The following is a 23,856-nucleotide window of genomic DNA, read 5'->3' on the forward strand; positions in this document are numbered from 1 at the left end:
TTTCAAGCAAATCGGCAGGAGGAGGCGCATACCTCGCGGTGGCCAGTTTTCCTTGCAATCTCCGGGGTATCGCCTGTCCGACAAATGCCAAGATGGAGCCCGAGGAAACATCACTTGCCGGGCTTTCTGAAATAGTGCGCGAGGTCAATCGGTCCGCCGTCATCTACTCAATTGGCGGTGTGTCGGGGGTTGCCGAATTCGAAACTCCTGTGTCGCATGAACGCCAGGCTGATCGCACATGGCCGCTATCAACAAACAGACCAAACAGTTGAAATCTATGGAGTCCCTAATGTCCGGATCTGGCAATTCCTTTCAGAGTCCTTTCGATGTCGAAACACCGTCAGGCGCGGAGGGCTGGGAAAGTCTCTATCGTTACTATGCGTTGTTGAGTGAGGAGCGGAGAGAATTCGAAGAATCAAAGTTTTGGTTCTTTGACGGAATGCATAACCCCGAACCGCTCTATCCGTTTGACACGATCATGACCGAAAACTGGTGGGTGGCCGCCAGCCAGATGTCTACGCGAGTGTGGGCGCTCCCTCCGGCGCTTGGCATCGATCATCGCATCATCAATGGCTATCTCTATATAAGTCCCAATTCTGTGTCGGATCCGGACAAAATTGCGGAGCGCCAACAGTATTTTGCCAAGCGCGCGGGTTATTACTTCGAAAACTGGGACCAGATCTTCCTCAATTGGAAAACCAAGGCACAGGACTGTATCGATCGGCTGAAGGAAATCGAATTCAAGCCTTTGCCTGAATACGAGCCAGAAACGAGTGTGACCGAGCACAGGGGCGTCTATTCCTCCCTTGATATGCTGAAAAGCTATAGCCGGATGATCGAGAACATGCTCGAGATGGGGTCATACCATTTCGAGATGCTCAATCTCGGATATGGCGCTTACCTGACGTTTCGCGAATACTGCCAGAGCGCGTTCCCTGGCATTGCCGATCAGACGATCACCGACATGGTGTCGGGTATCGACATCCTGCTGTTCCGTCCCGACGATGAATTGCGCCGGCTTGCTCAACTCTCGGTCGATCTGGGTGTCGATAGAGTTATCGAAGAAAACCGAGCCCCTGACGAAACGCTTAAGGCGCTCGAAACATCCGATGCCGGTCAAGAATGGATCGCGGCACTGAACGAGGCCAAGGATCCTTGGTTCTGGTATTCGACCGGGTCGGGCTACTGCCATGCTGACGCGGTCTGGATGACAGACCTTCGCTTGCCGTTTACGGCGTTGCGCGGCTATATCACCGCCATCCGCAACGGCGAAGATGTTCGCCGTCCGCTCGACCAGATCCTGGCCCGGCGAGAAGAAGTGACGGCGGAATATCGCGCACTTCTTCCGACAGACGATGATCGTTCCAGCTTTGACAGCCTTATCGGATTGGCGCGCAAGGTGTTCCCGTTCGTGGAGGATCACAACTTCTATGTCGAGCATCTGCATCACTCGATTTTCTGGTCCAAGGTCCGGGAGCTGGGTGATGTCTTTGTTGCGCACAAATTCTTCGATGATCGTGAGGATATCTTCTATTTGCATCGGCACGAACTTTACGATGCGCTTTACGACCTGATTATCGGCTGGGCCGTCGGTACGCAGCCGCGCGGCGAACTGCATTGGAAGCCGATTATCGCTGAGCGGCGGCGGATACGCGACACTCTTGCCAAATGGACGCCGCCGCCGGCGCTTGGCACGCCGCCGGACACCATCACCGAACCGCTGACGATCATGCTTTGGGGAATTACCCAAGAGACAATCGAGGAATGGCTGGGCGTTGATGTGTCCTCCGCGACTGAATTCCGGGGTGTCGCGGCCTCAGCCGGAAAGGTCAGGGGAAAAGCGCGTGTGATTTCAGATACAGATCAGCTTTACGAGATCGAAGACGGGGAGATCCTTGTTTGCCGCATCACGGCGCCGAGTTGGGCTCCCGTCTTTCCCCGCATTCAGGCAGCCGTGTCGGATGTCGGCGGGATGATGGCTCATACCGCCATTATTTGTCGTGAATACGGGCTCCCGGCCGTCGTTGGAACCGGCTTTGCCACCGCCCGGGTCAAGACGGGCGACACTATCGAAGTCGACGGCAATATCGGCATCGTTCGCATCCTTGAAGAGGCAGCGGCATGACCAACACTCCACATATCATTTGGCTTGATGATCCGAATGCGTCGCGCAACCCCTTGTTGGGTGGCAAGTTCTCCAGTCTCGCCGAATCGATTTCTTCGGGGCTTCCCGTGCCGCGTGGTTTCGGCATTACGACTTCGGCATATCGCGAATTCATGGCGGATGCAGGCCTGGAGGCGGAAGCTCGGCGTATTCGGAAGACTTGCGCGTCGCTTCCGCCAGAGAAGATGGGGGCGGAAACGGCGCGCCTACTTGAGGCAATAGCGACCTCGCCGCTACCGGCGACGTTGGAACAGTCCGTACGCGAGGCCTATGCGGAACTTGAAAGGCGGACGGGTGTCGAGGGAGTTCCGGTGGCGGTGCGCTCCAGTGGTGAGTCCGAAGACCTGGCCGGTGCTAGCTTCGCAGGTCAGTATGAGACCTTCCTGTGGATTTCCGGCATTGAGGCAGTACTGGAAAACATGCGCAAATGCTGGGCCGGCATGTTTGGCGACGCGGTGCTTTCGTACAAGCATGAAGGCGAGTCTGTCATTTCGAAAGGCGACTTTGCGATTTGCGTCGGTATTCAGCAGATGGTCCAGGCCCGGTGCGCCGGCGTCATGTTCACGCTCGATCCGATTACCGGAGATCGATCCAAGATATCGATAGAAAGCTGCTGGGGCCTCGGCGAAGGAGTTGTCAAGGGTGACGTTACACCCAGTCAATTTCTTGTTGACAAGGTGACGATGGAAATCCTGAAGCGAAAGATCTCCTCTCAGGACGAAGAATATCGTTTCGACAACCAGCTTGGCACGGTCGGCTTGTTCCCTGTCGAAGAAGAGCGGCGCGAAATTCCTTGTCTTTCTGATGCCGACACTCTCGCTCTGGCCCGCCTCGCGAAGGGCATCGAAACAGACCGGGGTGTCCCGCAGGATATCGAATGGGCGATTGGAACGGACGGCGAAATCGCAGTGTTGCAGGTTCGTCCCGAGACGGTGTGGAGCGGCAAAACTGCCAAACCTATTCTCAAGGTATCCTCACCCATCGACCACGTCCTCATGCGGATGTCTGGTGGAGGTGCCGGTCCTGGGAGCGGGCGATGAAATCCTCGGATTTTCTCTATCATCGACCTGGTTCGGTGGAAGAGGCAATAGTGCTTCTGAAAGAGTATGGCGGCAATGCCCGGATACTTGCCGGTGGCCAGAGCCTGATGCCGATGATGAATCTGAGGATTCTGCGGCCTTCCGCACTGATCGATATCTGCGATCTTGGCGACCTGGATCGTATCGACGTGCGTGGAGCGGCGACGATATTAGGCGCGCGCGTGCGCTATCATCGTATCGAATTCGATCCGCTTGTCGCCGAGCGCCTGCCCTTGCTCGCGCAAATGATCCGCCATGTTGGCGATCGCCAGGTGCGTAATCGCGGGACCGTCGGCGGCAGTCTCGTACAGGCTGATCCGACGGGGGAAATGCCGCTTGGCGCACTCGTTCTCGGTGCAGTAGCTCATGTGCGTGGTCCGCAAGGGCAACGGGAAATCCCGATTGAGGAATTTTTCATTGGCTCGTACGCGGCAGCGGTAGAGCCGGACGAAATGATCACGGAAATCCATTTTCAGCGCCACCCGGACCATTTCGTTTTCTTCGAGGTCAACCGCCGCCACAACGATTTTGCGGTCATATCCGTCGCCGCAGTGGGTGACCGAGTCGATAGCGGCCATTGGAGTAATCTACGCATAGGTCTCGGTGGAGTTGATGAAACGCCGATTTTAGCGACGGCCGCAATGGATATCATTGAGGGAACAGACTTGAGTCCGGATGTAATTGGGCGGGCCGCGAAGGCCGCGGCCGACTCTGTGTCTCCTCCATCGGACATCCGTGCTTCGGAAGAATATCGTAGGCATTTGTGTGAAGTTTACGTCGCACGCGCCTTGGGGGCGCTCCGCGACGACACCTGTAAAAGGAAGCGAGTCGTATTGTGAAGTTTCAGCAGGAATTTGACGTCAATGAGCCAATTGACGTCCTTTGGACGTTCTTCGAAAAGCCGCAGTCGGTCGCGCAATGCATGCCCGGTGTGGAAGACATCACCGAATTGGATCCCGAAACCTTTCTTGTTCAGGTAACGCAACGCGTCGGCCCGATTTCGGCGACTTTTGAGTCCCGGGTGCATATCACCGAGAAGGTCGAAAGGGAAAAGATCGCATTCAGTGCCACTGGTCAGGCGGTCCGCGGCGCAATCGGCAATTTCCGCGCGGAAAGCGTCGTTCGACTGATCGATAAAGGAAATCAAACCGGGGTGCGTGTCGAAAGCGAAGCAGCCTTGGCGGGTGTACTGGGGAGTGTGGGGCAGAAGATCATAGCGCGCCAGGCACAGAAGATAACTGAAGAATTTGCGGGGAACCTCGAGGCGCGTCTAAGCGGCTCGGATATTGTCGAGGGAGAGGTGGCATCGTCTACATCTGAATCGTCACGGCTTGTGGTTCCCGCGCGGTTTGTCAGCAGAAAAACTGCGGCGAATGCCGCTCCGGTTTCTGTCGCGAGCGATGGATGGTCGAAGGTGGCGGCCGCATTCGGATTGGTGAATTTCGCAATCGGCTTGGCAATCCTTCTGAAGATTGCATGAGGAAGGGTTTCGTATCTGACCGGAAATCGTGAATGCGGAATGTACTTTCATCCGTTTTTTCCACAAATCTTAAGATCTACATAGATGACGAGAGATTATATCTTTGAATGCGCGAATATCCATTCGATCGTTTGGAGCGGTCCTGTTGCTACTTTGAGGGCGCGGAAGGGTTTTTCTGTGAATAATACAACCAACGAGCTTGAAATCACTGTCACGGTAAATGGTCAGACATTCACCGATACGGTGCCGGTCCGAATGCATGCCGCCGACTATATCAGGCATACACTCGGGCTGACGGGAACGCATGTTGGCTGCGAACAGGGAGTTTGCGGTATGTGTACCCTCGAGGTTGACGGTGCGGTTGTAAAATCCTGCCTCCTTCTGGCTGTGCAATTAGACGGCGCGGCAGTGAGAACCGTGGAGGCGTTAAGCGACGCCGATCGCTTGAGCGCACTGCAGGAGGCGTTCAGACGTAATCATGCCTTGCAATGTGGCTTCTGTACGCCGGCTTTCCTCGCGATTGCGAAATCACTAGAGCAACACGACAGGCAGATAGCCGAAAGCGAAATTCGTGACGAAATCAGCGGTGTGCTGTGTCGCTGTACCGGTTACGAGGGAATTGTCCGGGCCATTGCGAATTATCTGGAGAGCTCTGGAAAGACTCAGAAAATTCCGGAGATGAGCTCATGAACGCTCCCCAGTCGAAGGTTGCGGAGAACGATCCGAAGCCCGGCCAATGCCTGGTTGGGAAGCCGGTATACCGCAAGGAGGATGACAGACTGTTGCGCGGTGGAGGTCTGTTTGTTGATGACGCGCAATTCCCCCGACAGCTTGAGATGGCGATCGCGCGATGTCCTTTCCCCAGCGCCAGAATTCGTTCGATCGATACGTCGGCGGCTAGGGCCATTCCGGGAGTCATCGATATCCTGACAGGGTTCGATATCGTCGCAATCAGCGATCCTCTCACCGTTTTGCGGCCGGTTCCAGGGGCGCCGAAGCTTCCCTATTATGCCCTTGCAGTAGATCGAGGGGTGCATGAGGGGCACGCAGTTGCCAGCATCGTCGCAACAAGCCGTGCAGTTGCAGAGGACGCATTGGAGCAACTTGAGATCGACTACGAACCCCTGCCGCACATAACCGATACATGCGAATTACTCGATCCTTCCGCGGTGGTTGTTCATGATGAGATACTCAAAGACAACTTAATGGCATCGAATATCGACCATGCTGGCGAACCGGAAGAGCGGATTGAGGATGCGCCAAATGTCCTGCGGGACAGGTTCATCGTCAACCGCGTTGCGCCGCTGTCGATGGAAACGCGAGGTATCGTTGTGAATTGGCGCAGCGGCGCTCGTGAGCTCGACGTCCGGTGCTCGACCCAAGTGCCACATCTCGTTCGCAAGCAGCTCGCCGAGTCGCTGCGGCTCGACGAGAGTTGCATTCGTGTCGTCGCGTCCGATGTCGGCGGGGCCTATGGCATGAAGCTTGGCGCGTTTCCTGAAGACGTTCTTGCCTGCCTGCATGCCATGCGGCTCAGTCGTCCCATCAAATGGATCGAGGACCGGATGGAATACTTCCGCGCCTCGACGCATGGACGGGAGTCTGTGCATGACATGTGCATTGCCGTAGACGAAAACGGAATAATCCAGGCAATCGTCAACGATTATGTTACGGACATCGGAGCATGGAACTCGCCCTTCGGATCCGCGCAATTATCGTCGGTCGTGTTTACCGGCCCTTACAAGGTTCGCGACGCACAGGTTCGCCGTTCAGTTGCGCTTAGCAATAAGACGCCTATTGGCGCTTATCGTGGATATGGACAGCCCGAGGTCAATTTTGCTCGGGAGGTCTTACTTGACCGCTTGGCGCGCAAGCTCGACATGAGCCCGCTCGATCTGCGGCGACGGAATCTGCTGACACCTGGAGATTTGCCGTGGAAAACACCAAGCGGTGCCGTCTATGATAATGGCGATTATCTCAAGCCGTTACAGATGGCCGCTGATGCTGTAGATTACGAGCGGCATTGGTCGACTGCGCGCGAACCACGTTCGGATGGACGCATCGTCGGTGTCGGGTTGTCTTCTTTCGTCGAACGCACCGGCTATGCCAGCGCGAGGTTCCTTGCTCATCGTGGATCGCAGTTCGGCGCTCATGAAAGTGTCACACTCAGGGCTAACCGCTCCGGGGGGATCGACCTTTATACCGGCGTATCAACTTTCGGACAGGGGACGGAGACCGCGTTTGCGCAACTTTGCGCCCACATAGTAGGTGTAAATTATGAGGCGGTGAGGGTTCATGCCGGCGATACGGCATCATCGCCGCTAAATACCGGCGCCTTTGCCTCGCGCACGCTGATCGCTGGTGCTGGAGCCGTCAAACAGGCGGGCGAGGCATTCCGATCCAAGATTCTAAAGATTGCCGCGATGGCGTTGCAGACCGCACCGGACGATCTGGAGATTGGCGGCGACAAGGTCCACGTCGCGGGAGATCCTGGTCGCTACATTGAAATCAAGGATGTTTTCATTCGCGCCATCACTGGCCAGGGGATTCCTCCGGAGCTTGATCCGGGACTTGAGACGACGGCGCATTTCGAGCCGCCGGAAGCTTCATTTTCGTTTGGGACCGCTGCCGCAGTGGTCGCGGTTGATCCATCGACGGGAGAGTTCGCTATCGAACGTTTCGTTCTGGTTCATGATTGCGGTGTGGCGGTCAATCCGATGATTGTTGACGGACAGGTACGCGGCGCGCTCGTACAGGGGCTTGGCGCCGCGCTCGGCGAAGAACTGCGATACGATTCCGAAACAGGACAATTGATTAATGGCTCTATGATGGACTACTTCGCACCGATGGCGGCGGACATCCCGCCTATCGAGTTATTACATACCTCCGTACCTTCCGACGTGACGACCCTCGGCGTGCGCGGCGTAGGAGAGGTTGGTACTATTCCGCCGGCCGCGGCCATTGCGAACGCGATATGTGATGCCTTGTGTGACTATTCCGTAGAACTCTCGCAACTGCCGTTGACACCGGAACGTGTTTGGCGGGCACTAAAGGCTTCGCAATAATGACTTCATCCATCCAAGCGGCCTGTCACCTTTCGCATGAAGAAGGGAGTCCACGCGGACGTTATGCGGATCCGACCTTCTCCGAACTTGAACTGGCGGCGCTAGACTGGCTCGATGGCTTTTACCAATTGGAGCATCTCTTGTCGGCGCGCAAATGGGTCATACGTCTTGCCGGGAATGCGTCAGAGGAATTGAGATTCGCCGCTCTTACCCATGATGCGGAGCGGTTCTTCCCAGGTGGCCCGAGCGACAAGCCGCAGAACGGATTCGACAATCCTGATTATCTGTTCGAACACTCGAAACGGTCAGCCGATATTGTGGAGGAATGGCTGCGGCAACGTGATCCACAATTACCGGACAGATTTATCGAACGTGTTCGGGCTTTGATCCTTCGCCATGAAATCGGGGGCAATCCAGAGGAAGATATAATGCAGGCGGCCGATTCGCTCGCATTTCTCGATTCCTTCGAATGGTTAATCGTCTCCTGGATACAGGACGGCCATTATTCATTCGAACGCGTATGCGAGAAACTCGACTGGATGACGACTCGGATCAGAATACAAGAGGCATTGCAGTTAGCACTTCCGATCTATGCGCGGATTGTTGCTGTGGCGAGAGCTGCAGGAAAGACAGATATTAACCCGGCTAACCGCAGGGCTCAGGCAGCGAACCGTGCTTTCCTCTTGGGTGAGGAATTCTCCGGCTAAGGCCAGCGCTGATCTGTTGGGCACTTCGGATAGAAACTTAGAAAACCACTCGCTTTCTGTGGAGTGCGGTTGGGCGTCAGGTCGAGCCAAGCGGCGCAGTTTCGGCGCAACTGAAACTGCCGACATCCGGCGTTGTTGCCGCGACGATCGTCGCCGACAACATCTCAAGGGGGGGCGTAACCACACGCTGGTTTGGCTCGCCTTGCGCGTTGGTCTATGTGGTCGCGTCGGTTAACCGTTGGATTTGCTTGTTCGTTTAGGTCAACTAATCAAAAAGCAAGCTGATCGTCTGGGCCGCTTCTGGAGGCCGGTGAATATGCTCCCGCAGTTGACCGACATTCAAGGCAACCTTCGCCGCTATGCAACCAGGCTTCGCGAGGTGTGCTCGCAGACTGTGCGAGGAGTGTTCGGATCGCGTAATGGATCTGTGTGCGCTGGCGACGCAGAAAGCCCTGGGTGCGCTGAGGAAACAGAACCGATAGGCAGGCTTGGGTATTCAACGGTTCCTTAAAAGGCGCGGGAGATAAAACATACCGTTGATCGCATCTCACTTATCGGGGAGCATGCCGAAGCGTTCTTCGCGAGGCTAGACTGATCGATAGGCTGGAGCTGGTTCTCGGCATGAGGTCAATCCGGAATACTGGATGGCCTTCGCCACAGGGGCACTCAACTCGATATGGTGCGCCCAGGGCTGGAAGAGAAGATGCGGATGGCCGTATCTTGAAGGCTAGCCATTTCAGGTCTCGGGCGCTTGTGGCGGCTGATATTGAAACATCGATTCCACATTGAGCCAGATGTGACGGCCCGACGCCGTTTCCTGATCTTCCTTGATATGTCCGACCAAACCGCCGGCGCGGGAAACGACGGCGATGCATCGCATGATCGACACCGGAATTTGGATTTCCAGCATCAAGGCGGCCAACGCGCCGGTCGCGTTTACGGTGACGTGGCGTTCATAGGCGCGGTCGACTTCCTCGGACAGCAGCCGAATCAGCCCTATGGCGTCACCCTTCGCTCCGGCCTTTTCGGCCAGTTCGAACAGGCGCGCCGAACGCGGATCGTCGGGCTTGTGCAGATTGTGGCCGAAGCCGGGAAGCCGCTTGCGTTGCGACCTGTGTTCCGCGACCACCTGCGCGCAATAGTCCCGCTTGTCGGACGCCTTCAGCCCGGCCTCGAGAATGTCACCGCAACCATCCATGGTGCCGGCGAAGACGTCGCCGACGCAGGTCAGTCCCGCCGCCATTGCGACCTGCACCTGATCCGGATTGCAGTCGCGGACGAGCCGCGTGACGATGGCATGGGGCGTCATTCCGTGTTCCATCAGGGTGATGAGGCAGAGATCGAATATTCTCGTTTCGGTTGCGTCCGGCATCCGCCCGGTCGACAGGAAATAGAGGACCTCGGTGAAACTGTATTCGCCCAGTAGTTCGTTCACCAGGTCCATCCCGCGCCAGGTGATCGACGTTTCGTCATAGGTGGCGATATTGGTGATCAGGTCTTTTGCCATCGGGGATTTCCTTACTTCGTGTGGGGAGGGCGGATGTAGAGATCGTTATGCTCGCCAAGCATTGGCGGCGCGCCCTGCGGATCGGTGCGTTTGCCGTCAAACCAGACCGGGCAATGCATCGAACGCACCTCCGTCCCGTCTGAAGCCCTGGATTCGTAGAATGTAGCCAGATGCCGCACCTGCGGGTCTTCCGCCACTTCCTGTACGGAATTGATCGGCGCGAAGGGGATATCGAAGCGCGAGAGCCTCTCGATCCATGCATCGCGGTCCTGTTCGACGAACACCTCCGCCAACCGCTCCGCGAGCACGGAATAGTTCTCGTATCGCAGAGCGCGGGTCGCGAAACGCGGATCGTCGCGGATATCGTCCTGTTCGATCGCCTCGCAAAGCGCGTCCCAGAACTTCGGCAGGGAGGAGAGGTGAAGCGCCAGCCCCTTGCCGTCCCGGCAGCGCATGGCGAAACTCTGCGAAGCGGCCACACGCGTCGTCGGCGTGACCTCTATGTCGTTGTCGGCAAATGCGAAGGGGTCGGGAATGAAGGCCATGGAGGCCTCCAGCATGCTGACGTTGAGACGCCGCCGGACACCTTTTCGCTCGCGTTCGAACAATGCGGCCATGATTCCCAGCGCGGCGTACATTCCGGTGACATTGTCCGAAATCGTGGGCCCGGTGAGGCGCGGTTTCGCCGGATCGACAAACAGCCCGGCAATGCCCGCGAGCGACTGCGCGACCGCGTCGTAGGCGGGCCGGGACGAATAGGGCCCATCGGTCCCGAAACCGGTGATGGAGCAGCAGATGATATCGGGGTTCAGCGACCGGACGGCTTCGTCGCCATATCCCAGCCTGTCCAGAACGCCGGGCCGGAAATTGTCCAGCATCACATCGGCGCTGCGCACGAGATCGTTCAGCGCGTCGCGTCCCTCGTCCTGCGAAAGGTCCAGCGTCACGCTTTTCTTGTTCTTGTTGTAGGCCTGGAAATGCGGGCTGTACAAACCGCCGAGAAAGCTGCGGAAAGGGTCGCCTCCGTCCGGCCGTTCGATCTTGATGACCTCGGCGCCCATCTCGGCCAGCAGCGAGCCCGCAAGCGGCCCGGTTATGACCGTCCCGAGTTCAAGAACACGAATGCCGTCCAGCGGTTTGTTCATCAGTACACCTTCCTTAAAATGTAATCAGCGACGGATGCCACAGCACCCCGCCGAGACGTTCGAACATGACATAAAGAACCACGGCGCCACCGGTGGCCTGGGCGAGCGCGAGCTTCCAGCGTCCCCCGAAAGCGGCGAGGCTGTAAGCGGCCATGGCGACTACGATCACCAAGGCTTGCGGCATCAGGTAGCTCGTCGCCACGATGGCGAGAAACCAGGCGAGTGTAGCGCTGTCGCGCCAGTCGCCGAATAGCTCTCCCGCCGACGGCCATTTGGGTCCTATCGCAGCGTAGTCCTGCTTGACTGACCATGCCGCGAACAACACGAGTGGCGCGCTGGCTGCGAGCGGGAAGAAGCGGCTGTCCCATGGCCAGTCGATGGACATCAGCGCCGCACCGACGGCCAGGATCGCGACGGCCGACGCGAGGATGATCGAGTTCGCGGCCTGCAGGGACAGATCATCGCGGTGCGGGGGCGGGGCGACATCCGGTTCACTGCCCGAATCTGATGCGCGGCGCTTGCGGATTTCGCGGCGGACGTTGAGGAACAGCGTCGCGACAAGCACGAATGCGAGAACCAGGCAGGCCGGCCGTGACAGCCATGCAAAGCCGTGGATCTGCACGGCGAGATGCAGGGAACTTTCGATGATGGGGCCGATGATGAAGCCGAGGATGAAAGCCGGCCGCGACCAGCCCGCACGCTTCATGATGACGCCGATGACGCCGAAGGCCAGCAGCGTGATCCAGTCCCCCATCTGGTTGCCGGCCATCCAGGCGCCCATCAGGACGAAGAGTGTAACGCCGGGCACGAGGACGCGGCCGGGCACATAGGCAAGGCGTGCCAGCTGCCGGCTCCAGAACATGAGGACCGCAGCGCCGACAATGTTGGCGATCACGAGGATGATCACCAGGCTCAACGTGACATCGAGATGGCGGCTGAGCATGGCCGGTCCGGGTGTCAGGCCCTGGATCAGAAATGCGCCGAGCAGGATCGCCATGGGCGGGCTGCCGGGAATGCCGAAGACCAGCGTCGGCACCAGCGCGCCTCCCTTGGCGGCATTGTTGGCGGTTTCGGGGGCGATGACGCCACGGACATCGCCCTTGCCGTACGATTCCCGGTCCTTGCTCGTTTGCACGGCGTGACCGTAGGCGACCCAGTCGACGATGGCGCCGCCGAGCCCCGGAAGCATGCCGATATAGGTGCCGATCGCGCCGCAGCGCAGGACCAGCCACCAGTTGCGCATCGCGTCGCGAACGCCGTCCATGAGCGTGCTTTTTGAACCGGCGCCGTAATCCTCGCGCGCGATGGGCTTGCCGTGGCGCGAAAGGTTGATGATCTCGGGAAGCGCGAACAGCCCGAGCACGACCGGGACGAGCGGCAGTCCGTCGAGAAGATAGACGAAGCCGAAATCGTAGCGCGCGATCGCGCCCTGCGGCGCGTAGCCGACCATCGAGATGAGCAGGCCGAACGCCGCCGCCGACAGGCCAGTCAGGATGGAGCGGCCGCTGACGGAGCCCACCATGAAGAGGCCGAGCAATCCGAGCATGACGAATTCCGGCGCGGCGAAGGTCATGATCAGCGGCTTGACGATGGGAATCGAGACGGCGAGGGCGAGCGCGCCGAGCACGCCGCCGATCGCCGATACGGTGAATGCGGCCCCGAATGCGCGGGGCGCTTCCCCGCGCTGGGCCATGGGATAGCCGTCGACGACGGTGGCCTGCGAGGCCGCCGTGCCGGGCACGCCCAGCAGGACGGAGGCCAGCGTGTCGCTGGTGGTCGTCACGGCGAACATTCCGAGCAGGAACGCCATGGCCGACCCCGTGTCCATGGTGAAGGTGTAGGGCAACAGGATGGCCATCCCGGTCAATCCCGAGAGCCCCGGCACGATGCCGAGGCACAGGCCGATGCTGATGCCGGCGAGCAGGAAGGCCGGCGCTGGCCAGGTAAAGACAAGGGAAGCGCCGGACAGAAAGGCATCCAACATCTGGACTGTGCCCCGGGTTCGTGGAGAAAAGGCTAGGTGCGACTGGCGATCATTCGCCCGCCTTCGCGACAAAATCCTTGAGGAAAGTCTTGGTTTCCTCCGGCGCGTTGAGCTGCTCCCTGATCAGGGTTTCCGCTTCGTCGCCAAGGACGAAGACCGGCACGAAGTTGAGGCTCTTCATCGCATCCGCCTTGAATTCCTCGTCGGTCGTGAGCTCGGTCAGGGCCTGGCGCAGATCGGCGACGGCTTCTTCCGGCGCGCCCGGCGGCAACGCGATCAGGCGCAGCATGCGGGTCGAAAGCCTGTTGATCGTGTCATAGGAGTCCCAGAGCGGACCGGACGGCTCCTCGCCCTTCGCCTTCACGTAGAGATCGTAGAGCGTCGGAATGCTGTCCGGCACGCCTTCGGCGCCGGTCGGCTTGCCGTCGCGCCAGACTTCATGCTGGAAGACCGGGATCACCATGCCGGTCTCGACCATCGTCGGCACGACGACGGACATGTAGGCCGGAACCGTCTCGGAATAGAACTGCACCTCGTTCTGCTGGACCGCCTGCCTGGCGGGCGCATTACCCTTGAAGCCGGTGATCACCCTGTGCTCCACGCCCAGAAGGTCGAGCGAGAGGCGGATGAGCAGGTCCTTCGAGACTGTGGGGCGAAGGCCGCCGGCCAGGAACGGCTCCGCATTGACGATGTCCTCGGGCTTTTCCATGCCGGGGGCGACGTCCTTGCGGATATAATTGACCGGGACGCCTTCGACGCCGCCGACGATTTCGAGGTCGCGCAGGTCGATGCGCAGAGCCGGATCCTCGAGCAGCTGGAACTCGTAGACCGATGTGAAATAGGACATGGTCAGGCCGTCAGGCGCGGCCGCCTCGCCGAGAAAGTTGGTCGCCAGCAGGCCGCCCGCGCCAGGCATGTTCTTGATGATCAGGTCGGGCGAGCCCGGTATGTGCTTGGCGAGATGCTTGCCGACGAGCCGGCCTTCGATGTCCGTGGAGCCGCCGGCGCCGTAATTGATCAGGACGTCGAGCCGTTTTCCCTTGTAGAACGGATCGTCCGCCTGCGCCGATGTCGCGGCAAGCAGCATGGCGCATGTCATCAGAAGAGTCTTTTTCATCACTTCCTCCCAGTTTGCTTCGAAAAAGGGCCGGTACGGCCCGTTTGTGGTGCCCTAGGCGCTCTCTTCCAGAACGCTTCGGGCAATTGCCATCCGCATGACTTCGGATGGACCTTCCGTGATCATGAAACTGCGCTGGTCGCGCCACATCTTCTGGATGGGCAAGTCCAGCGTCAGCCCCATGCCGCCGTGAAATTGCATGCAACGATCCGCGACCCTGAAGCCCATCTCGTCGCCATAGACCTTGACCATGAAGCTCTCGAGGCGGATGTCCTCGTGGTTGTCGAGCTTCCATGCGGCCTGTCGTGTCATCACCTGCGTGGCGTGGAGTTCGGTCCGGCTGTCGGCGAGAACCCACTGCAGCGACTGCCGGTCGGCGAGCCGTTCGCCGAAAGTGCGCCGTTGCAGGGCATAGCGCGCGGTCATGTCGATGCAGCGCCGCGCCACGCCGCAGGCGCGTGCGGCATGCCGGATCCGACCGAGATTGATCCACTTCTGCGCCAGCGCGAAACCCTCGCCCTCGGCGCCGACGCGGTTGGCGACGGGGACGCGGGCGTCTTCGAACATAATCTCGCAGGGCGCGTCGCCCATCATCGTGCGGTGCCGCGCCGTGATCCGGACGCCCGGCGTGTCCATGTCGACAAGAAGGCAGGTGATTGCATCGCGGCCGCCATCCGGGGAGGGGGTCTTGACCATGACCTGGGCGAAATCCGCCGTTTCGGCATGGGTGATGAAGCGCTTGACGCCATTGACCACATAGGCGTCGCCGTCGCGAACGGCTCGTGTTCGCATGCCGCGCGGATCGGCGCCGGCATCCGGCTCGGTCTGCGCGAAACAGGCGTTCTTCTCGCCCCGGCACACCGGATCGCGATAGCGCTCGGCGAGGTCTCCGGTAAGGCTTTCCAATATGGGCCCCACGGCGGGGCCGAACATCGTGTAGTCGCGCGCGGGCACCGCTGTCGTGCGGCTGACCTCCTCCCAGAACAGCGTCATGCCAAGGGCGCCAAGCCCCGCGCCGCCGAGTTCCTCCGGTACATCGAGGAGCCAGATGCCGGCTTCCTTCGCCTTGGCTGTCACTGCTGCACGGTCTTCTTCGGGAAGGTGGCCGTTATCGTCGAGCCGTCCCTCCAGTGGAATCAACTCGCGATCGACAAATCGCGCGAACATGTCGCGAAACGCCGTCAGCTCTTCCGGCAACGCCAAATCCATCCGTCTCCTCCCCGTCAGCGCGTGCCGGACAGTTCCGGTCTCTCGGCGCTTGACTGCGCGCATAGCGCACACTATTTTCGGTATACGCACAAAGCCTATGGAGCCAAATTGGACTCGTCAACACAAAATCCGTCCGTTTCGGAGGACTGGTTCGTCACCTCGCTCGATCGCGGGCTGCGGGTGCTGAGCACGTTCGACCGTGATGCGCCGATGCTCCGCGTGGGTGAGGTCGCCAGGCGAACGGGTATCTCGCGCGCCGCCGCCCGGCGGTTTCTCCTGACGCTGGAAAGCCTCGGCTATGTCGGCTGCGACGCCGAACAGCGCTATTTCCTCAAGCCGCTCGCGCTCACGCTCGGCTATTCATACCTGGCTTCGATCGGGACGGCCGAGCTGGTTCAGCCGATCCTCGATTCGACCATGGCGGCGACGGGCGAATCTTGCAGCCTCTCCATTCTGGTGAACAACGAGATCCTCTATATCGCCCGCGCGATTTCGGCCCGGCCGGTGCAGATCTCGGTTCGCCCCGGCGACCGGCTTCCCGCCAATGCGACGTCGATGGGGCGGGTTCTACTGAGCGGCCTTTCGCAGGAAGAGCTCGACCATTATCTGGATACGACCGAGTTCAAGGCCTTTACCGATCACACGATCACGGACCCGGACCGTTTGCGCGAATGCATCGCCGCCGTGCGCACGCAGGGTTACGCAATCGTGGACAGCGAAGTGGGCAACGGCATCGTCTCCATCGCCGTGCCCGTGCGCGGGCCGCGAGACGAAATCCGCGCCGCGATCAACATCAACACCCAGACCGGACGAAAATACGAGACGGATTCGATCCGTAGGCATCTGCCGACGCTGCAGGTCGCGGCCGATCAGGTCGGAAAGGTCCTTGCCTCGTTGCCCGCCGCATTCTTCCGCAGCTGAACTTGCCGCTTCGGTCGGCGTCCGAATGCCGAACCCTAATTCCCGCCGGGCATCCTCGCCGATCGGGATCGGCGGGCGAAAACGGACCCGCCGGATCATCAGGGCATCCTTTTTCGCGTTGGCCGGCCTCCTCGCAAAACACGGTAACTGCCTAGGAAACAGCCATTATCGCCAATCGTGATAATACATGGGAAACAATCTCGATTTGACAGATTTAACTCGCGGAGTTCCATTCACGGTTGCTGGCTGACCGACAAATAGCGCCAGCCAAGCGAAAAAATCCGCAGTAACACCGGGAGGAGACTGTCATGTTTTTCAAGAAAGGCGCGCTCGCCTGCGCAGCCTTGGTCGCCCTTGCGGGATCGGTGTCCGCCGAACCCCAGAAGCTCACATTTTCGGTGTTCGAACCGCCGCAGGCATTTGGCCCGTCCAAGGTCTATGGCCCCTGGGCGAAGGAAGTCAGCGAGGCTTCCAACGGAACGATCGAGGTGGAAATGCTGGCCGGCGGGCAGCTAGGCGCTCCGGCCGCGCAGCTCGAAATCGTCCAGAACGGCGTCGCCGATCTCGCCATCATCATTCCGTCATTCACGCCGGGCCGGTTTCCCGGCAACGAGATCGCCGAACTGCCGTTTCTGTGGAGCGATCCCAGCGTCGCCGGCGTGGCGATCACGAAGCTCGTCGAGGACGGCGATCTCGAATATCCGGGCGTCCACGTTCTGGCCGCCGACGTGACCGGTCCCTATCAGGTGCATGCGTCCAAGTCTGTCGGCTCGCTCGACGACATGGCCGGCCTCAGATTGAGGGCCGCGGGCCCCGTCTTCGCCGCGGCGGCCGCGGCGCTCGGCGCAACCCCTGTCGGCGTGCCGACCCCGTCCGTTGCGGAGAACATCAGCCGCGGCGTTCTCGATGGCACCCTGCAGGACTGGACGCTGCTCGACGCGTTTCGCATCATCGACGCCACACCCAATCATTTCGATTATCCGCTCGGCGGCGTCACCGCTCTTCTGGTCATGAACCAGAAGGTCTTTGACGGGCTCCCCGACGACGCAAAGGCCGCCCTGAAAGAACTTGGCGGCGCGTCCTTCGCCCGCCGATGGGGCGAGGTCCTGAAGGCGGAGGAGCGGGTGGTCCGCGAAAAGGTCGACAACGACCCGAAGCAGACCGCGGTTTATCCGGAGGAGGCAGAAGCCAGGCGATGGCAGGAAGCCCTTCAGCCGGTGGTCGACGACTGGGCGTCCAAATCCGACGGAAATGCCGCGCTTCTCGAGGCATTCAAGGCCGCGCTCGCCGCTTCTGCGAACGCCGAGTGAACCTGTCCCGCGGTCCGGGCGGATGACCGTCCGGACCGCGTGGAAGCTCCCGCCCGTTGCAGCCGAACCAGTGGTCTAGCCATGCAGAAGACAACCAACATCCTGGCCGCGGGTAGCGTCGGCCTGCTGCTGATCGTCGCGCTGATGACAGTCGGCGACGCGCTGCTCAGAACCTATTTTACCAGCCCCATCATCGGCGTATCCGAAGTGGCCGAACTGTTGAGCCTGGTGGCCGTTGCGGGGTTCATTCCGCTGTCGCTTCAGAGGCGTCATCACCTGTCGATCGATTTCGTGGCGGGTGTGTTCGGGCCGCGTATCTACCGGCTGCTGGGCATATTCGGGTCCTCCGTCGCGCTGGCGTTCTTCGCGGTCGTCGTCTGGCGCCTGCTCATACACAGTCTTGATCTGGCCCAATCGGGCGCGTCCACATGGTTTCTCGCCTGGCCGCTTGCGCCCTGGTGGCTGGTCGCGACCGGATTCCTCGCCCTGTGCCTGCCTGTCCAGTTCCTGGTTGTCCTCAGCGAGATCCGCGACGGCGACAAGGCTGACGGCGCCGAGGCGCCGGCTCATGGCCTGGATGGAGAAGCCTTGTGAGCGGTCCTATCGCCATGACCGCACTGGGCTTTGCCGGCCTGTTCGTGCTGATGATCCTGCGGATTCCGATCGGTGTCTCGATGGGAATCGCCGGGTTCCTCGGTTTCGGGCTCCTGTCCGGTTTCGAACCGGCAGTCACCCTGTTCGGCACGGAGTCGGCACAGGTGCTCTCCAATCCGAACCTCGCCGTCGTTCCGCTGTTCATCCTGATGGGATCGCTCGCCACCATCAGCGGCCTTTCCGACGACATATACCGCCTGATCTACGCGCTTGTCGGCCATTGGCCGGGCGGTTTGGCCTGCGCGACCGTCGGCGGCTGTGCCGGGTTCGGCGCGGTCTGCGGCTCGTCGCCGGCGACAGCCGCGACGATGGGCCAGATCTCGCTGCCGCAGATGTTGAAGCGCGGCTATTCGCCTGCGCTCGCGACCGGCACGATCGCGGCCGGCGGTACGCTGGGAATGCTCGTCCCGCCCTCGATCGTCATGGTCATCTATGCCTTCCTGGCCCGCGAATTCGTCATCGACATCTTCCTTGCGGCCTTGATCCCGGCGCTGCTCGCGGTTGTCCTGCAGGTTCTGGCCGTTCTCGTCTTCGTGAGGCTTTGGCCGGATTCCGCCCCGGCCGGAGAGCGGCTGTCCTGGCGGGAGCGCCTGCAGATCGCCGGCCGCAGCTGGGGCGTTCTGGCGATGATCGGCGCAGTCATGGGCGGTCTTTATTCGGGCATCTTCACGGTCAACGAGGCTGCCGCGGTCGGCGTTCTCGTCGCGGCCCTGTTCGCGGTTGGCCGGCGCGCGCTGAACCGCGAGAACCTAATGCGAATGGTTGGCGAGACGGCCTCGAACACTGCGATGATCTACGTCATCATCATCGGAGCGTCGATTTTCACCTATTTCATCACGGCCACGCGCCTGCCGGGCGCGCTCACCGCGATGTTCACCGATCTGGACGTGCCGCCCCTGGTCGTCATCGCGGGTATCCTCGCGATGTATCTGGTGCTGGGATGCGTCTTCGAGACGATCTCCAGCATGGTGATCACCTTGCCCTTCATCCTGCCGGTCGTGACCGGACTGGGCTATGACGCCGTCTGGTGGGGCATCGTCCTGATCATGGCGATCGAGCTCGGCATGATCACGCCGCCGGTCGGCATCAACGTCTTCGTGCTTCACGGCATCGACCGGTCGATCCCGATCCGAACCATTTTCGCAGGGATTGTTCCCTTCGCCATCGCCGATCTCATCCGGATCGCGATCGTCGTCATCTTTCCCGCGCTGGCGCTTTGGCTGCCCAGCGTCTTGCGTTGACCTCAGGACCGAAAAGCCATGCATCAACTCGACAAAATAGAGACATTGCGAGACGTCTTCGACCGAAATCTCGCGCTGAACGCCGACAGCACAGCCTATGTCTACGAGGATCGTGCGGTCAGCTATCGCGCATTCGCGGAGGCGGTCTTTCGGTTGGCGAACGGCCTGTCCGGCCTCGGAGTGTGCCGGCAGGATCGCGTCGCGATCCTTGCGCAGAACGGTCCCCGCTACCTGGAGGCCTATGCGGCCTGCGAAACGGCGGCATTCGTCCTCGTGCCGATCAACTATCGGCTGTCGGCTCCGGAAATCGGCTACATCCTGAAAGATTCCCGGCCGCGCGTGCTTCTCTACGAGGCGGAATACGCCGCCATGGTCGAGGAAATGAAGCGCGAAAATCCGGGTATCGTCGCCTGTTTCTGCATTGACGGCGAGGGCGCCGGGACCTCCTACGATGCGCTGCTCGAAGCGGCATCGCCGGAGCCGCCGAAGACGCGGCCCGAACCGACCGATCTGGCCTATCTGATCTACACCAGCGGCACGACCGGCCGGCCCAAGGGCGCCATGCACGATCACCGCGGACAAGTGCGTTTCTCGCAAATCATCGCGAGCGAAATGGGCGTTGGCCCCGCCGACAGCATGCTCCTCGTCATGCCGTTCTACCACATCGGAGCGAAGTGCTCGCATCTGGGCTGCGCTTACCGCGGCGCGTCGATCATCTTGATGCGAAAATACGATATCGCCGTGGTTTCGGAGCAACTGGAATGCCATCGCGCGACAATGGCGCATCTCGCGCCATTGATGGTGCAGGATTTGGTTGCCCACCAGAAGAGCAACCCGCGCGACCATTCGGCGCTTCGCCTCGTGGAATACGCATCCGGCCCGCTGGCGGTCGGCCCGCTGCGCGAGGCGATCGACACATACGGCCTGATCTTCCTTCAGATCTACGGAATGACCGAGACCGGGATGGGAACGGTTCTTCAGCCCCATCATCACCGTCTCGACGGCGATGGAGCGAACAGCGCGCGCCTGGCGTCGGCGGGCCAGCCGGCTCTGCATTTCGCGATACGGATCGTCGACGGGGAGGGGCGCGACCTGCCCGCCGGAGAGACGGGCGAAATCCTGATCGCGGGCCCCTCCATGATGCGCGGCTACTGGAACAACGAGGAAGCGACGCGACAGGTTCTCAAGAATGGCTGGATGCATTCCGGCGATGTCGGAAGCCTGGACGAAGATGGTTTCCTGACGATCCTCGACCGCAAGAAGGACATGATCATCTCGGGCGGCGAGAACATTTACCCGCGCGAGGTCGAGGAAGCGCTCTATCTGCATCCCGCCGTCGCCGAGGCCGCGGTCATCGGCATCCCGGACGAGCGATGGGGAGAGGCGGTCAAGGCGTTTGTCGTCCTGAAAGGCGACGACCGCCCCTGCGAACAGGACCTCGTGGAGCACTGCCGCGCTCATATCGCGAGCTACAAGAAGCCGAAGAGCATCAGTTTCCTCGCAGAGCTTCCCCGTCTGCCGAACAAAAAAATCGACAAGAAGGCCCTTCGCGAGCCGTTCTGGAAAGGGCGCGCCCGCAACGTTAACTAGCCGGGCCGCTCCATGGTCCGGCCGGGACGAATACTTCCGTATTGAACATCGAAACGAAAAGGAGAGAAACGATGATGAAGCTGGAAACCGTCGTGGTCGAACAACACGACAAGGTCGCGGTGGTGACGCTGAACCGCCCGGACAAGCGCAACGCCATGAGCCCGCAATTGCATCTGGACATGGTCGAGGTGCTCGAGGCTTTGCGCGATCGCCCGGACATCAACGTCGTCGTCATCACCGGCAGCGATCCCGCCTTTTGCGCCGGAATGGACCTGAAGGAATTCTTCCTCGCGAACCGGGAGGACAATACACGCTTCGAGAAAGCCTATCGGGCCGCAGTCGAATGGCGCGGCCGGACGCTGCGATACTATCCGAAGGTCACTATCGCGATGATCAACGGCGATTGCTTCGGCGGTGCGTTCTCGATCGTCGAGGGAGCCGACCTCGCGATTGCCGCAAACGAGGCCCGGCTCGGATTGTCCGAGATCAACTTCAAGATCTTTCCCGGCGGCTCCGTCAGCAAGTCGCTGGCCAACCTTCTGCGTCCGCGCGACGCGCTGTTCTACGGCCTGACCGGTCGCCCGTTCGACGGAGTGGAAGCCGCTCGCATCGGCCTGGTGAACTATTCCGTGCCGAAGGCTGAGCTGAAGCAGAACGTCATGGAACTGGCTGCCGAGATCGGATCGAAAGATGGCGAAGCCCTGCGCGCCACGAAGGATGGCTACCGGCTTTCGCTGGAAATGAGCTGGGAAGCCTCGATGGACTACACGCTCGCCAAGCAGGATCAGTTGACGCTGCGCCAGCGCGGCGCCTGGCAGGACCAGGGCATCGGCAACTTCCTCGATAAGAAGTACAAGCCCGGTCTCGGAAGCCTGGACAGCTAGGGAACTCGGTACGGAGCGGCCCCGGAAACGGGAGCCGCTCCGGCCGCGGAGGAGACTGTCGAATGGCCCTTCTTTCCTATGGCACGCTCGAAATCGACCAGCGGCTCGCCGGTCCGGGCCGCACGCTCGGCGAAGCTGACTTTACAACGGCCTGCATGGTGACCGGAGACTGGCATCCGGTTCATTGCGACAAGGTTTTCGCGCGCTCGACACCGGCCGGAAAGCCTCTTCTCCACGGCGGCTACCTGACGGCGATCATGCTCGGGATGACGGCAAACCTGCTGGAATTCGAGGAGCCGGTGGTTTTTCTGCTCGGACTGGAAAATTGGGCGTTCAAGGCGGCGGTCGTCGCCGGCGACACGGTTCACCTCGAACTGACACTGCAATCGAAGCGGCGAACCTCGTCCGGCGACCGCGGTATTCTCCAGTTCCGCCAGAGGCTCGTCAATCAGCACGGCGAAACGGTGGTGGAGGGCACCTCCAGTCACATGGTTGTCGATAGCGCTTCCGGGAAGCCGGAAGACATGCCGGCCCCGGCTGGCGGGCAACTCGACGAATAGCCGGGCGGACGCGTGGAGAAGAATATCCGTATCAATCGAATGGGAGAACACCATCACGATCTGAAAACGTCCTGCGACTGAAGGCTTCGGGCCGTTAAGCCGCAACGTCTATGGCGCTCCCTCGGCCGCAGGCCTGAGGGCGAGTCTGAAGTATCGGATCTTGGCAACCCGAAAACAACAGTCTTCTTGAATGCCGCTTGGACAATTAAATTGCTCCAATCAGCAGTATTAATATTGCTATTTAAATATATAATCGGCATAAAGAAATAAAAATAAGTAAAATATTGCTGATTTAAATTTAGGGTGCTAAGCTCTGCAGGGAGGAGTTGTGTGCGTTTCGCATGCGGCTTGAGGAGGAAAACAATATGATCGGCGTTGACTGCGCGCTCAGGATTCGTGCGCAACTGGGCGAATGCCCACGATGGCACGAAGGCGAGCAGAAGCTCTACTGGGTCGATATCTTCGGCCAGACCTTCAATGTCTTCGATCCCGCAACCGGACAAAACCAAGCGGTCGACACGCCGGAACGGATCAACAGCTTCTCCTTTCGCAGCGCCGGCGGGCTGGTCGCGGGGTGCTGGGACGGTTTCGCCATTGTCGAAGACCTGGGGCAGGCGCCGCGATGGCTTTGGAGCACGCCGGACCATCAGCCGGGCTATTTTCTGAATGACGGACGCTGCGACCGGCGCGGCCGTTTCTGGGCCGGAACGGTCAACCAGACATACGAGACCGACGGAGGCACGCTCTACTGCCTGGAGCCGGACGGAACCATCACGGCCAAGGCGAGCGGCGTCAAGGCTTCCAACGGAATTGCGTTCAGCCCGGATGACAGGACGATCTACTTCGCCGATTCCCAGCAGCACACCGTCTGGGCATTCGATTTCGACCTTGATACCGCATCGCTCTCCAACAGGCGCGTCTTCGCCGAGATGAACCGCCCGGACGGGGCGGCCATGGACGAAGACGGTTGCTACTGGGTCGCCTCCTACGAGGCGGGGTGCGTGCTGCGCTGGACGCCGGAGGGCAAGCTGGACCTGCGTATCGACATGCCCGTCAGTAATCCAAGCATGTGCGCATTCGGCGGACCGAACAGGGACGTCCTCTATGTCACGACGGCGACCTACCGCCTCGATGACCGGCAGAAAGCCGAACAGGAACTCGCCGGTTCGCTCTTCGCCATCACCGGCCTCGGCACCAGAGGCCTTCCCGAACCCGAATACCTCGGCTGAGGCGAGGGGC

20 protein-coding genes are annotated in these 23,856 nt (G+C 60.3%); 15 read left to right on the forward strand and 5 right to left on the reverse strand.

The genetic code is table 11. The features are described from left to right. Window positions 1–238: 238 nt before the first annotated feature. The 7 genes from ACQK2M_RS05065 to ACQK2M_RS05095 all read left to right on the forward strand — a co-directional run bounded on the left by ACQK2M_RS05065 (window position 239) and on the right by ACQK2M_RS05095 (window position 8,495). A complete protein-coding gene (locus tag ACQK2M_RS05065) occupies window positions 239–2,125 on the forward strand; it encodes a PEP-utilizing enzyme (protein ID WP_425416899.1) in 1,887 nt (628 codons plus the stop codon). After that, window positions 2,122–3,204 carry a PEP/pyruvate-binding domain-containing protein gene (locus ACQK2M_RS05070; protein ID WP_425416900.1) on the forward strand — a complete coding sequence of 361 codons (1,083 nt, stop codon included), beginning with the start codon at window positions 2,122–2,124 and terminating at the stop codon, window positions 3,202–3,204. Before ACQK2M_RS05065 ends, ACQK2M_RS05070 begins: the two co-directional genes overlap by 4 nt. Further along, window positions 3,201–4,082 carry an FAD binding domain-containing protein gene (locus ACQK2M_RS05075; protein ID WP_425416901.1) on the forward strand — a complete coding sequence of 294 codons (882 nt, stop codon included), beginning with the start codon at window positions 3,201–3,203 and terminating at the stop codon, window positions 4,080–4,082. The genes ACQK2M_RS05070 and ACQK2M_RS05075 overlap by 4 nt, the downstream gene beginning before the upstream one ends. Next, window positions 4,079–4,723, forward strand: coding sequence for a CoxG family protein (locus ACQK2M_RS05080; RefSeq protein ID WP_425416902.1), 645 nt, complete (start codon window positions 4,079–4,081; stop codon window positions 4,721–4,723). The genes ACQK2M_RS05075 and ACQK2M_RS05080 overlap by 4 nt, the downstream gene beginning before the upstream one ends. Before the next feature lie 177 nt (window positions 4,724–4,900). After that, entirely contained in the window at window positions 4,901–5,413 is a 513-nt protein-coding gene (locus ACQK2M_RS05085) for a (2Fe-2S)-binding protein (protein ID WP_425416903.1), read from the forward strand. Continuing rightward, the gene (locus tag ACQK2M_RS05090) at window positions 5,410–7,788 is read left to right on the forward strand and encodes a xanthine dehydrogenase family protein molybdopterin-binding subunit (protein ID WP_425416904.1); all 2,379 of its coding nucleotides are present in this window, start codon (window positions 5,410–5,412) and stop codon (window positions 7,786–7,788) included. Before ACQK2M_RS05085 ends, ACQK2M_RS05090 begins: the two co-directional genes overlap by 4 nt. Next, complete coding sequence (locus ACQK2M_RS05095; RefSeq protein ID WP_425416905.1) at window positions 7,788–8,495, forward strand: hypothetical protein; 708 nt, start codon at window positions 7,788–7,790, stop codon at window positions 8,493–8,495. Before ACQK2M_RS05090 ends, ACQK2M_RS05095 begins: the two co-directional genes overlap by 1 nt. Before the next feature lie 736 nt (window positions 8,496–9,231). Here ACQK2M_RS05095 and ACQK2M_RS05100 read toward each other — a convergent pair. The 5 genes from ACQK2M_RS05100 to ACQK2M_RS05120 are packed head-to-tail and all read right to left on the reverse strand — an operon-like array spanning window position 9,232 to window position 15,457. After that, a complete protein-coding gene (locus tag ACQK2M_RS05100) occupies window positions 9,232–10,002 on the reverse strand; it encodes a citryl-CoA lyase (RefSeq protein WP_425416906.1) in 771 nt (256 codons plus the stop codon). Window positions 10,003–10,013: 11 nt separating this feature from the next. Further along, entirely contained in the window at window positions 10,014–11,147 is a 1,134-nt protein-coding gene (locus tag ACQK2M_RS05105; protein WP_425416907.1) for a CaiB/BaiF CoA transferase family protein, read from the reverse strand. 13 nt (window positions 11,148–11,160) lie between these two features. Next, window positions 11,161–13,131, reverse strand: a complete 1,971-nt coding sequence (locus ACQK2M_RS05110; protein ID WP_425416908.1) for a tripartite tricarboxylate transporter permease — start codon at window positions 13,129–13,131, stop codon at window positions 11,161–11,163. Window positions 13,132–13,180: 49 nt separating this feature from the next. Further along, complete coding sequence (locus ACQK2M_RS05115; protein ID WP_425416909.1) at window positions 13,181–14,248, reverse strand: hypothetical protein; 1,068 nt, start codon at window positions 14,246–14,248, stop codon at window positions 13,181–13,183. 54 nt (window positions 14,249–14,302) lie between these two features. Then, complete coding sequence (locus ACQK2M_RS05120; RefSeq protein ID WP_425416910.1) at window positions 14,303–15,457, reverse strand: acyl-CoA dehydrogenase family protein; 1,155 nt, start codon at window positions 15,455–15,457, stop codon at window positions 14,303–14,305. 108 nt (window positions 15,458–15,565) lie between these two features. On the opposite strand from ACQK2M_RS05120, the gene ACQK2M_RS05125 reads away from it, so the two are divergent. From ACQK2M_RS05125 to ACQK2M_RS05160, 8 genes are all read left to right on the forward strand, one after another. Further along, window positions 15,566–16,378, forward strand: coding sequence for an IclR family transcriptional regulator domain-containing protein (locus ACQK2M_RS05125; protein WP_425416911.1), 813 nt, complete (start codon window positions 15,566–15,568; stop codon window positions 16,376–16,378). 308 nt (window positions 16,379–16,686) lie between these two features. Continuing rightward, window positions 16,687–17,688 carry a TRAP transporter substrate-binding protein gene (locus ACQK2M_RS05130; protein WP_425416912.1) on the forward strand — a complete coding sequence of 334 codons (1,002 nt, stop codon included), beginning with the start codon at window positions 16,687–16,689 and terminating at the stop codon, window positions 17,686–17,688. Window positions 17,689–17,769: 81 nt separating this feature from the next. Further along, window positions 17,770–18,282, forward strand: a complete 513-nt coding sequence (locus tag ACQK2M_RS05135; RefSeq protein WP_425416913.1) for a TRAP transporter small permease — start codon at window positions 17,770–17,772, stop codon at window positions 18,280–18,282. Further along, window positions 18,279–19,583, forward strand: a complete 1,305-nt coding sequence (locus ACQK2M_RS05140; RefSeq protein WP_425416914.1) for a TRAP transporter large permease — start codon at window positions 18,279–18,281, stop codon at window positions 19,581–19,583. Before ACQK2M_RS05135 ends, ACQK2M_RS05140 begins: the two co-directional genes overlap by 4 nt. An 18-nt stretch (window positions 19,584–19,601) precedes the next feature. Beyond that, window positions 19,602–21,173, forward strand: coding sequence for a long-chain-fatty-acid--CoA ligase (locus ACQK2M_RS05145; protein WP_425416915.1), 1,572 nt, complete (start codon window positions 19,602–19,604; stop codon window positions 21,171–21,173). 71 nt (window positions 21,174–21,244) lie between these two features. After that, window positions 21,245–22,057, forward strand: a complete 813-nt coding sequence (locus ACQK2M_RS05150; RefSeq protein WP_425416916.1) for a p-hydroxycinnamoyl CoA hydratase/lyase — start codon at window positions 21,245–21,247, stop codon at window positions 22,055–22,057. 62 nt (window positions 22,058–22,119) lie between these two features. After that, the gene (locus tag ACQK2M_RS05155) at window positions 22,120–22,617 is read left to right on the forward strand and encodes a MaoC/PaaZ C-terminal domain-containing protein (RefSeq protein WP_425416917.1); all 498 of its coding nucleotides are present in this window, start codon (window positions 22,120–22,122) and stop codon (window positions 22,615–22,617) included. A gap of 365 nt (window positions 22,618–22,982) precedes the next feature. Then, window positions 22,983–23,846: an SMP-30/gluconolactonase/LRE family protein gene (locus ACQK2M_RS05160; protein WP_425416918.1), complete on the forward strand. Its 864-nt coding sequence runs from the start codon at window positions 22,983–22,985 to the stop codon at window positions 23,844–23,846. The last annotated feature ends 10 nt before the right edge of the window (window positions 23,847–23,856 follow it).

Origin of the sequence: Oricola indica, from assembly GCF_965227485.1 — a bacterium.
Lineage (GTDB): Bacteria > Pseudomonadota > Alphaproteobacteria > Rhizobiales > Rhizobiaceae > Oricola > Oricola indica.

What these genes read in the sequence shown, in the direction of transcription:
- ACQK2M_RS05115 (WP_425416909.1), bottom strand. Translation starts at nt 14,248, where the DNA reads ATGAAAAAGACTCTTCTGATGACATGCGCCATGCTGCTTGCCGCGACA.
- ACQK2M_RS05130 (WP_425416912.1), top strand. Translation starts at nt 16,687, where the DNA reads ATGTTTTTCAAGAAAGGCGCGCTCGCCTGCGCAGCCTTGGTCGCCCTT.
- ACQK2M_RS05090 (WP_425416904.1), top strand. Translation starts at nt 5,410, where the DNA reads ATGAACGCTCCCCAGTCGAAGGTTGCGGAGAACGATCCGAAGCCCGGC.
- ACQK2M_RS05095 (WP_425416905.1), top strand. Translation starts at nt 7,788, where the DNA reads ATGACTTCATCCATCCAAGCGGCCTGTCACCTTTCGCATGAAGAAGGG.
- ACQK2M_RS05070 (WP_425416900.1), top strand. Translation starts at nt 2,122, where the DNA reads ATGACCAACACTCCACATATCATTTGGCTTGATGATCCGAATGCGTCG.
- ACQK2M_RS05120 (WP_425416910.1), bottom strand. Translation starts at nt 15,457, where the DNA reads ATGGATTTGGCGTTGCCGGAAGAGCTGACGGCGTTTCGCGACATGTTC.
- ACQK2M_RS05075 (WP_425416901.1), top strand. Translation starts at nt 3,201, where the DNA reads ATGAAATCCTCGGATTTTCTCTATCATCGACCTGGTTCGGTGGAAGAG.
- ACQK2M_RS05100 (WP_425416906.1), bottom strand. Translation starts at nt 10,002, where the DNA reads ATGGCAAAAGACCTGATCACCAATATCGCCACCTATGACGAAACGTCG.
- ACQK2M_RS05160 (WP_425416918.1), top strand. Translation starts at nt 22,983, where the DNA reads ATGATCGGCGTTGACTGCGCGCTCAGGATTCGTGCGCAACTGGGCGAA.
- ACQK2M_RS05135 (WP_425416913.1), top strand. Translation starts at nt 17,770, where the DNA reads ATGCAGAAGACAACCAACATCCTGGCCGCGGGTAGCGTCGGCCTGCTG.
- ACQK2M_RS05110 (WP_425416908.1), bottom strand. Translation starts at nt 13,131, where the DNA reads ATGTTGGATGCCTTTCTGTCCGGCGCTTCCCTTGTCTTTACCTGGCCA.
- ACQK2M_RS05150 (WP_425416916.1), top strand. Translation starts at nt 21,245, where the DNA reads ATGATGAAGCTGGAAACCGTCGTGGTCGAACAACACGACAAGGTCGCG.
- ACQK2M_RS05105 (WP_425416907.1), bottom strand. Translation starts at nt 11,147, where the DNA reads ATGAACAAACCGCTGGACGGCATTCGTGTTCTTGAACTCGGGACGGTC.
- ACQK2M_RS05155 (WP_425416917.1), top strand. Translation starts at nt 22,120, where the DNA reads ATGGCCCTTCTTTCCTATGGCACGCTCGAAATCGACCAGCGGCTCGCC.
- ACQK2M_RS05145 (WP_425416915.1), top strand. Translation starts at nt 19,602, where the DNA reads ATGCATCAACTCGACAAAATAGAGACATTGCGAGACGTCTTCGACCGA.
- ACQK2M_RS05065 (WP_425416899.1), top strand. Translation starts at nt 239, where the DNA reads ATGGCCGCTATCAACAAACAGACCAAACAGTTGAAATCTATGGAGTCC.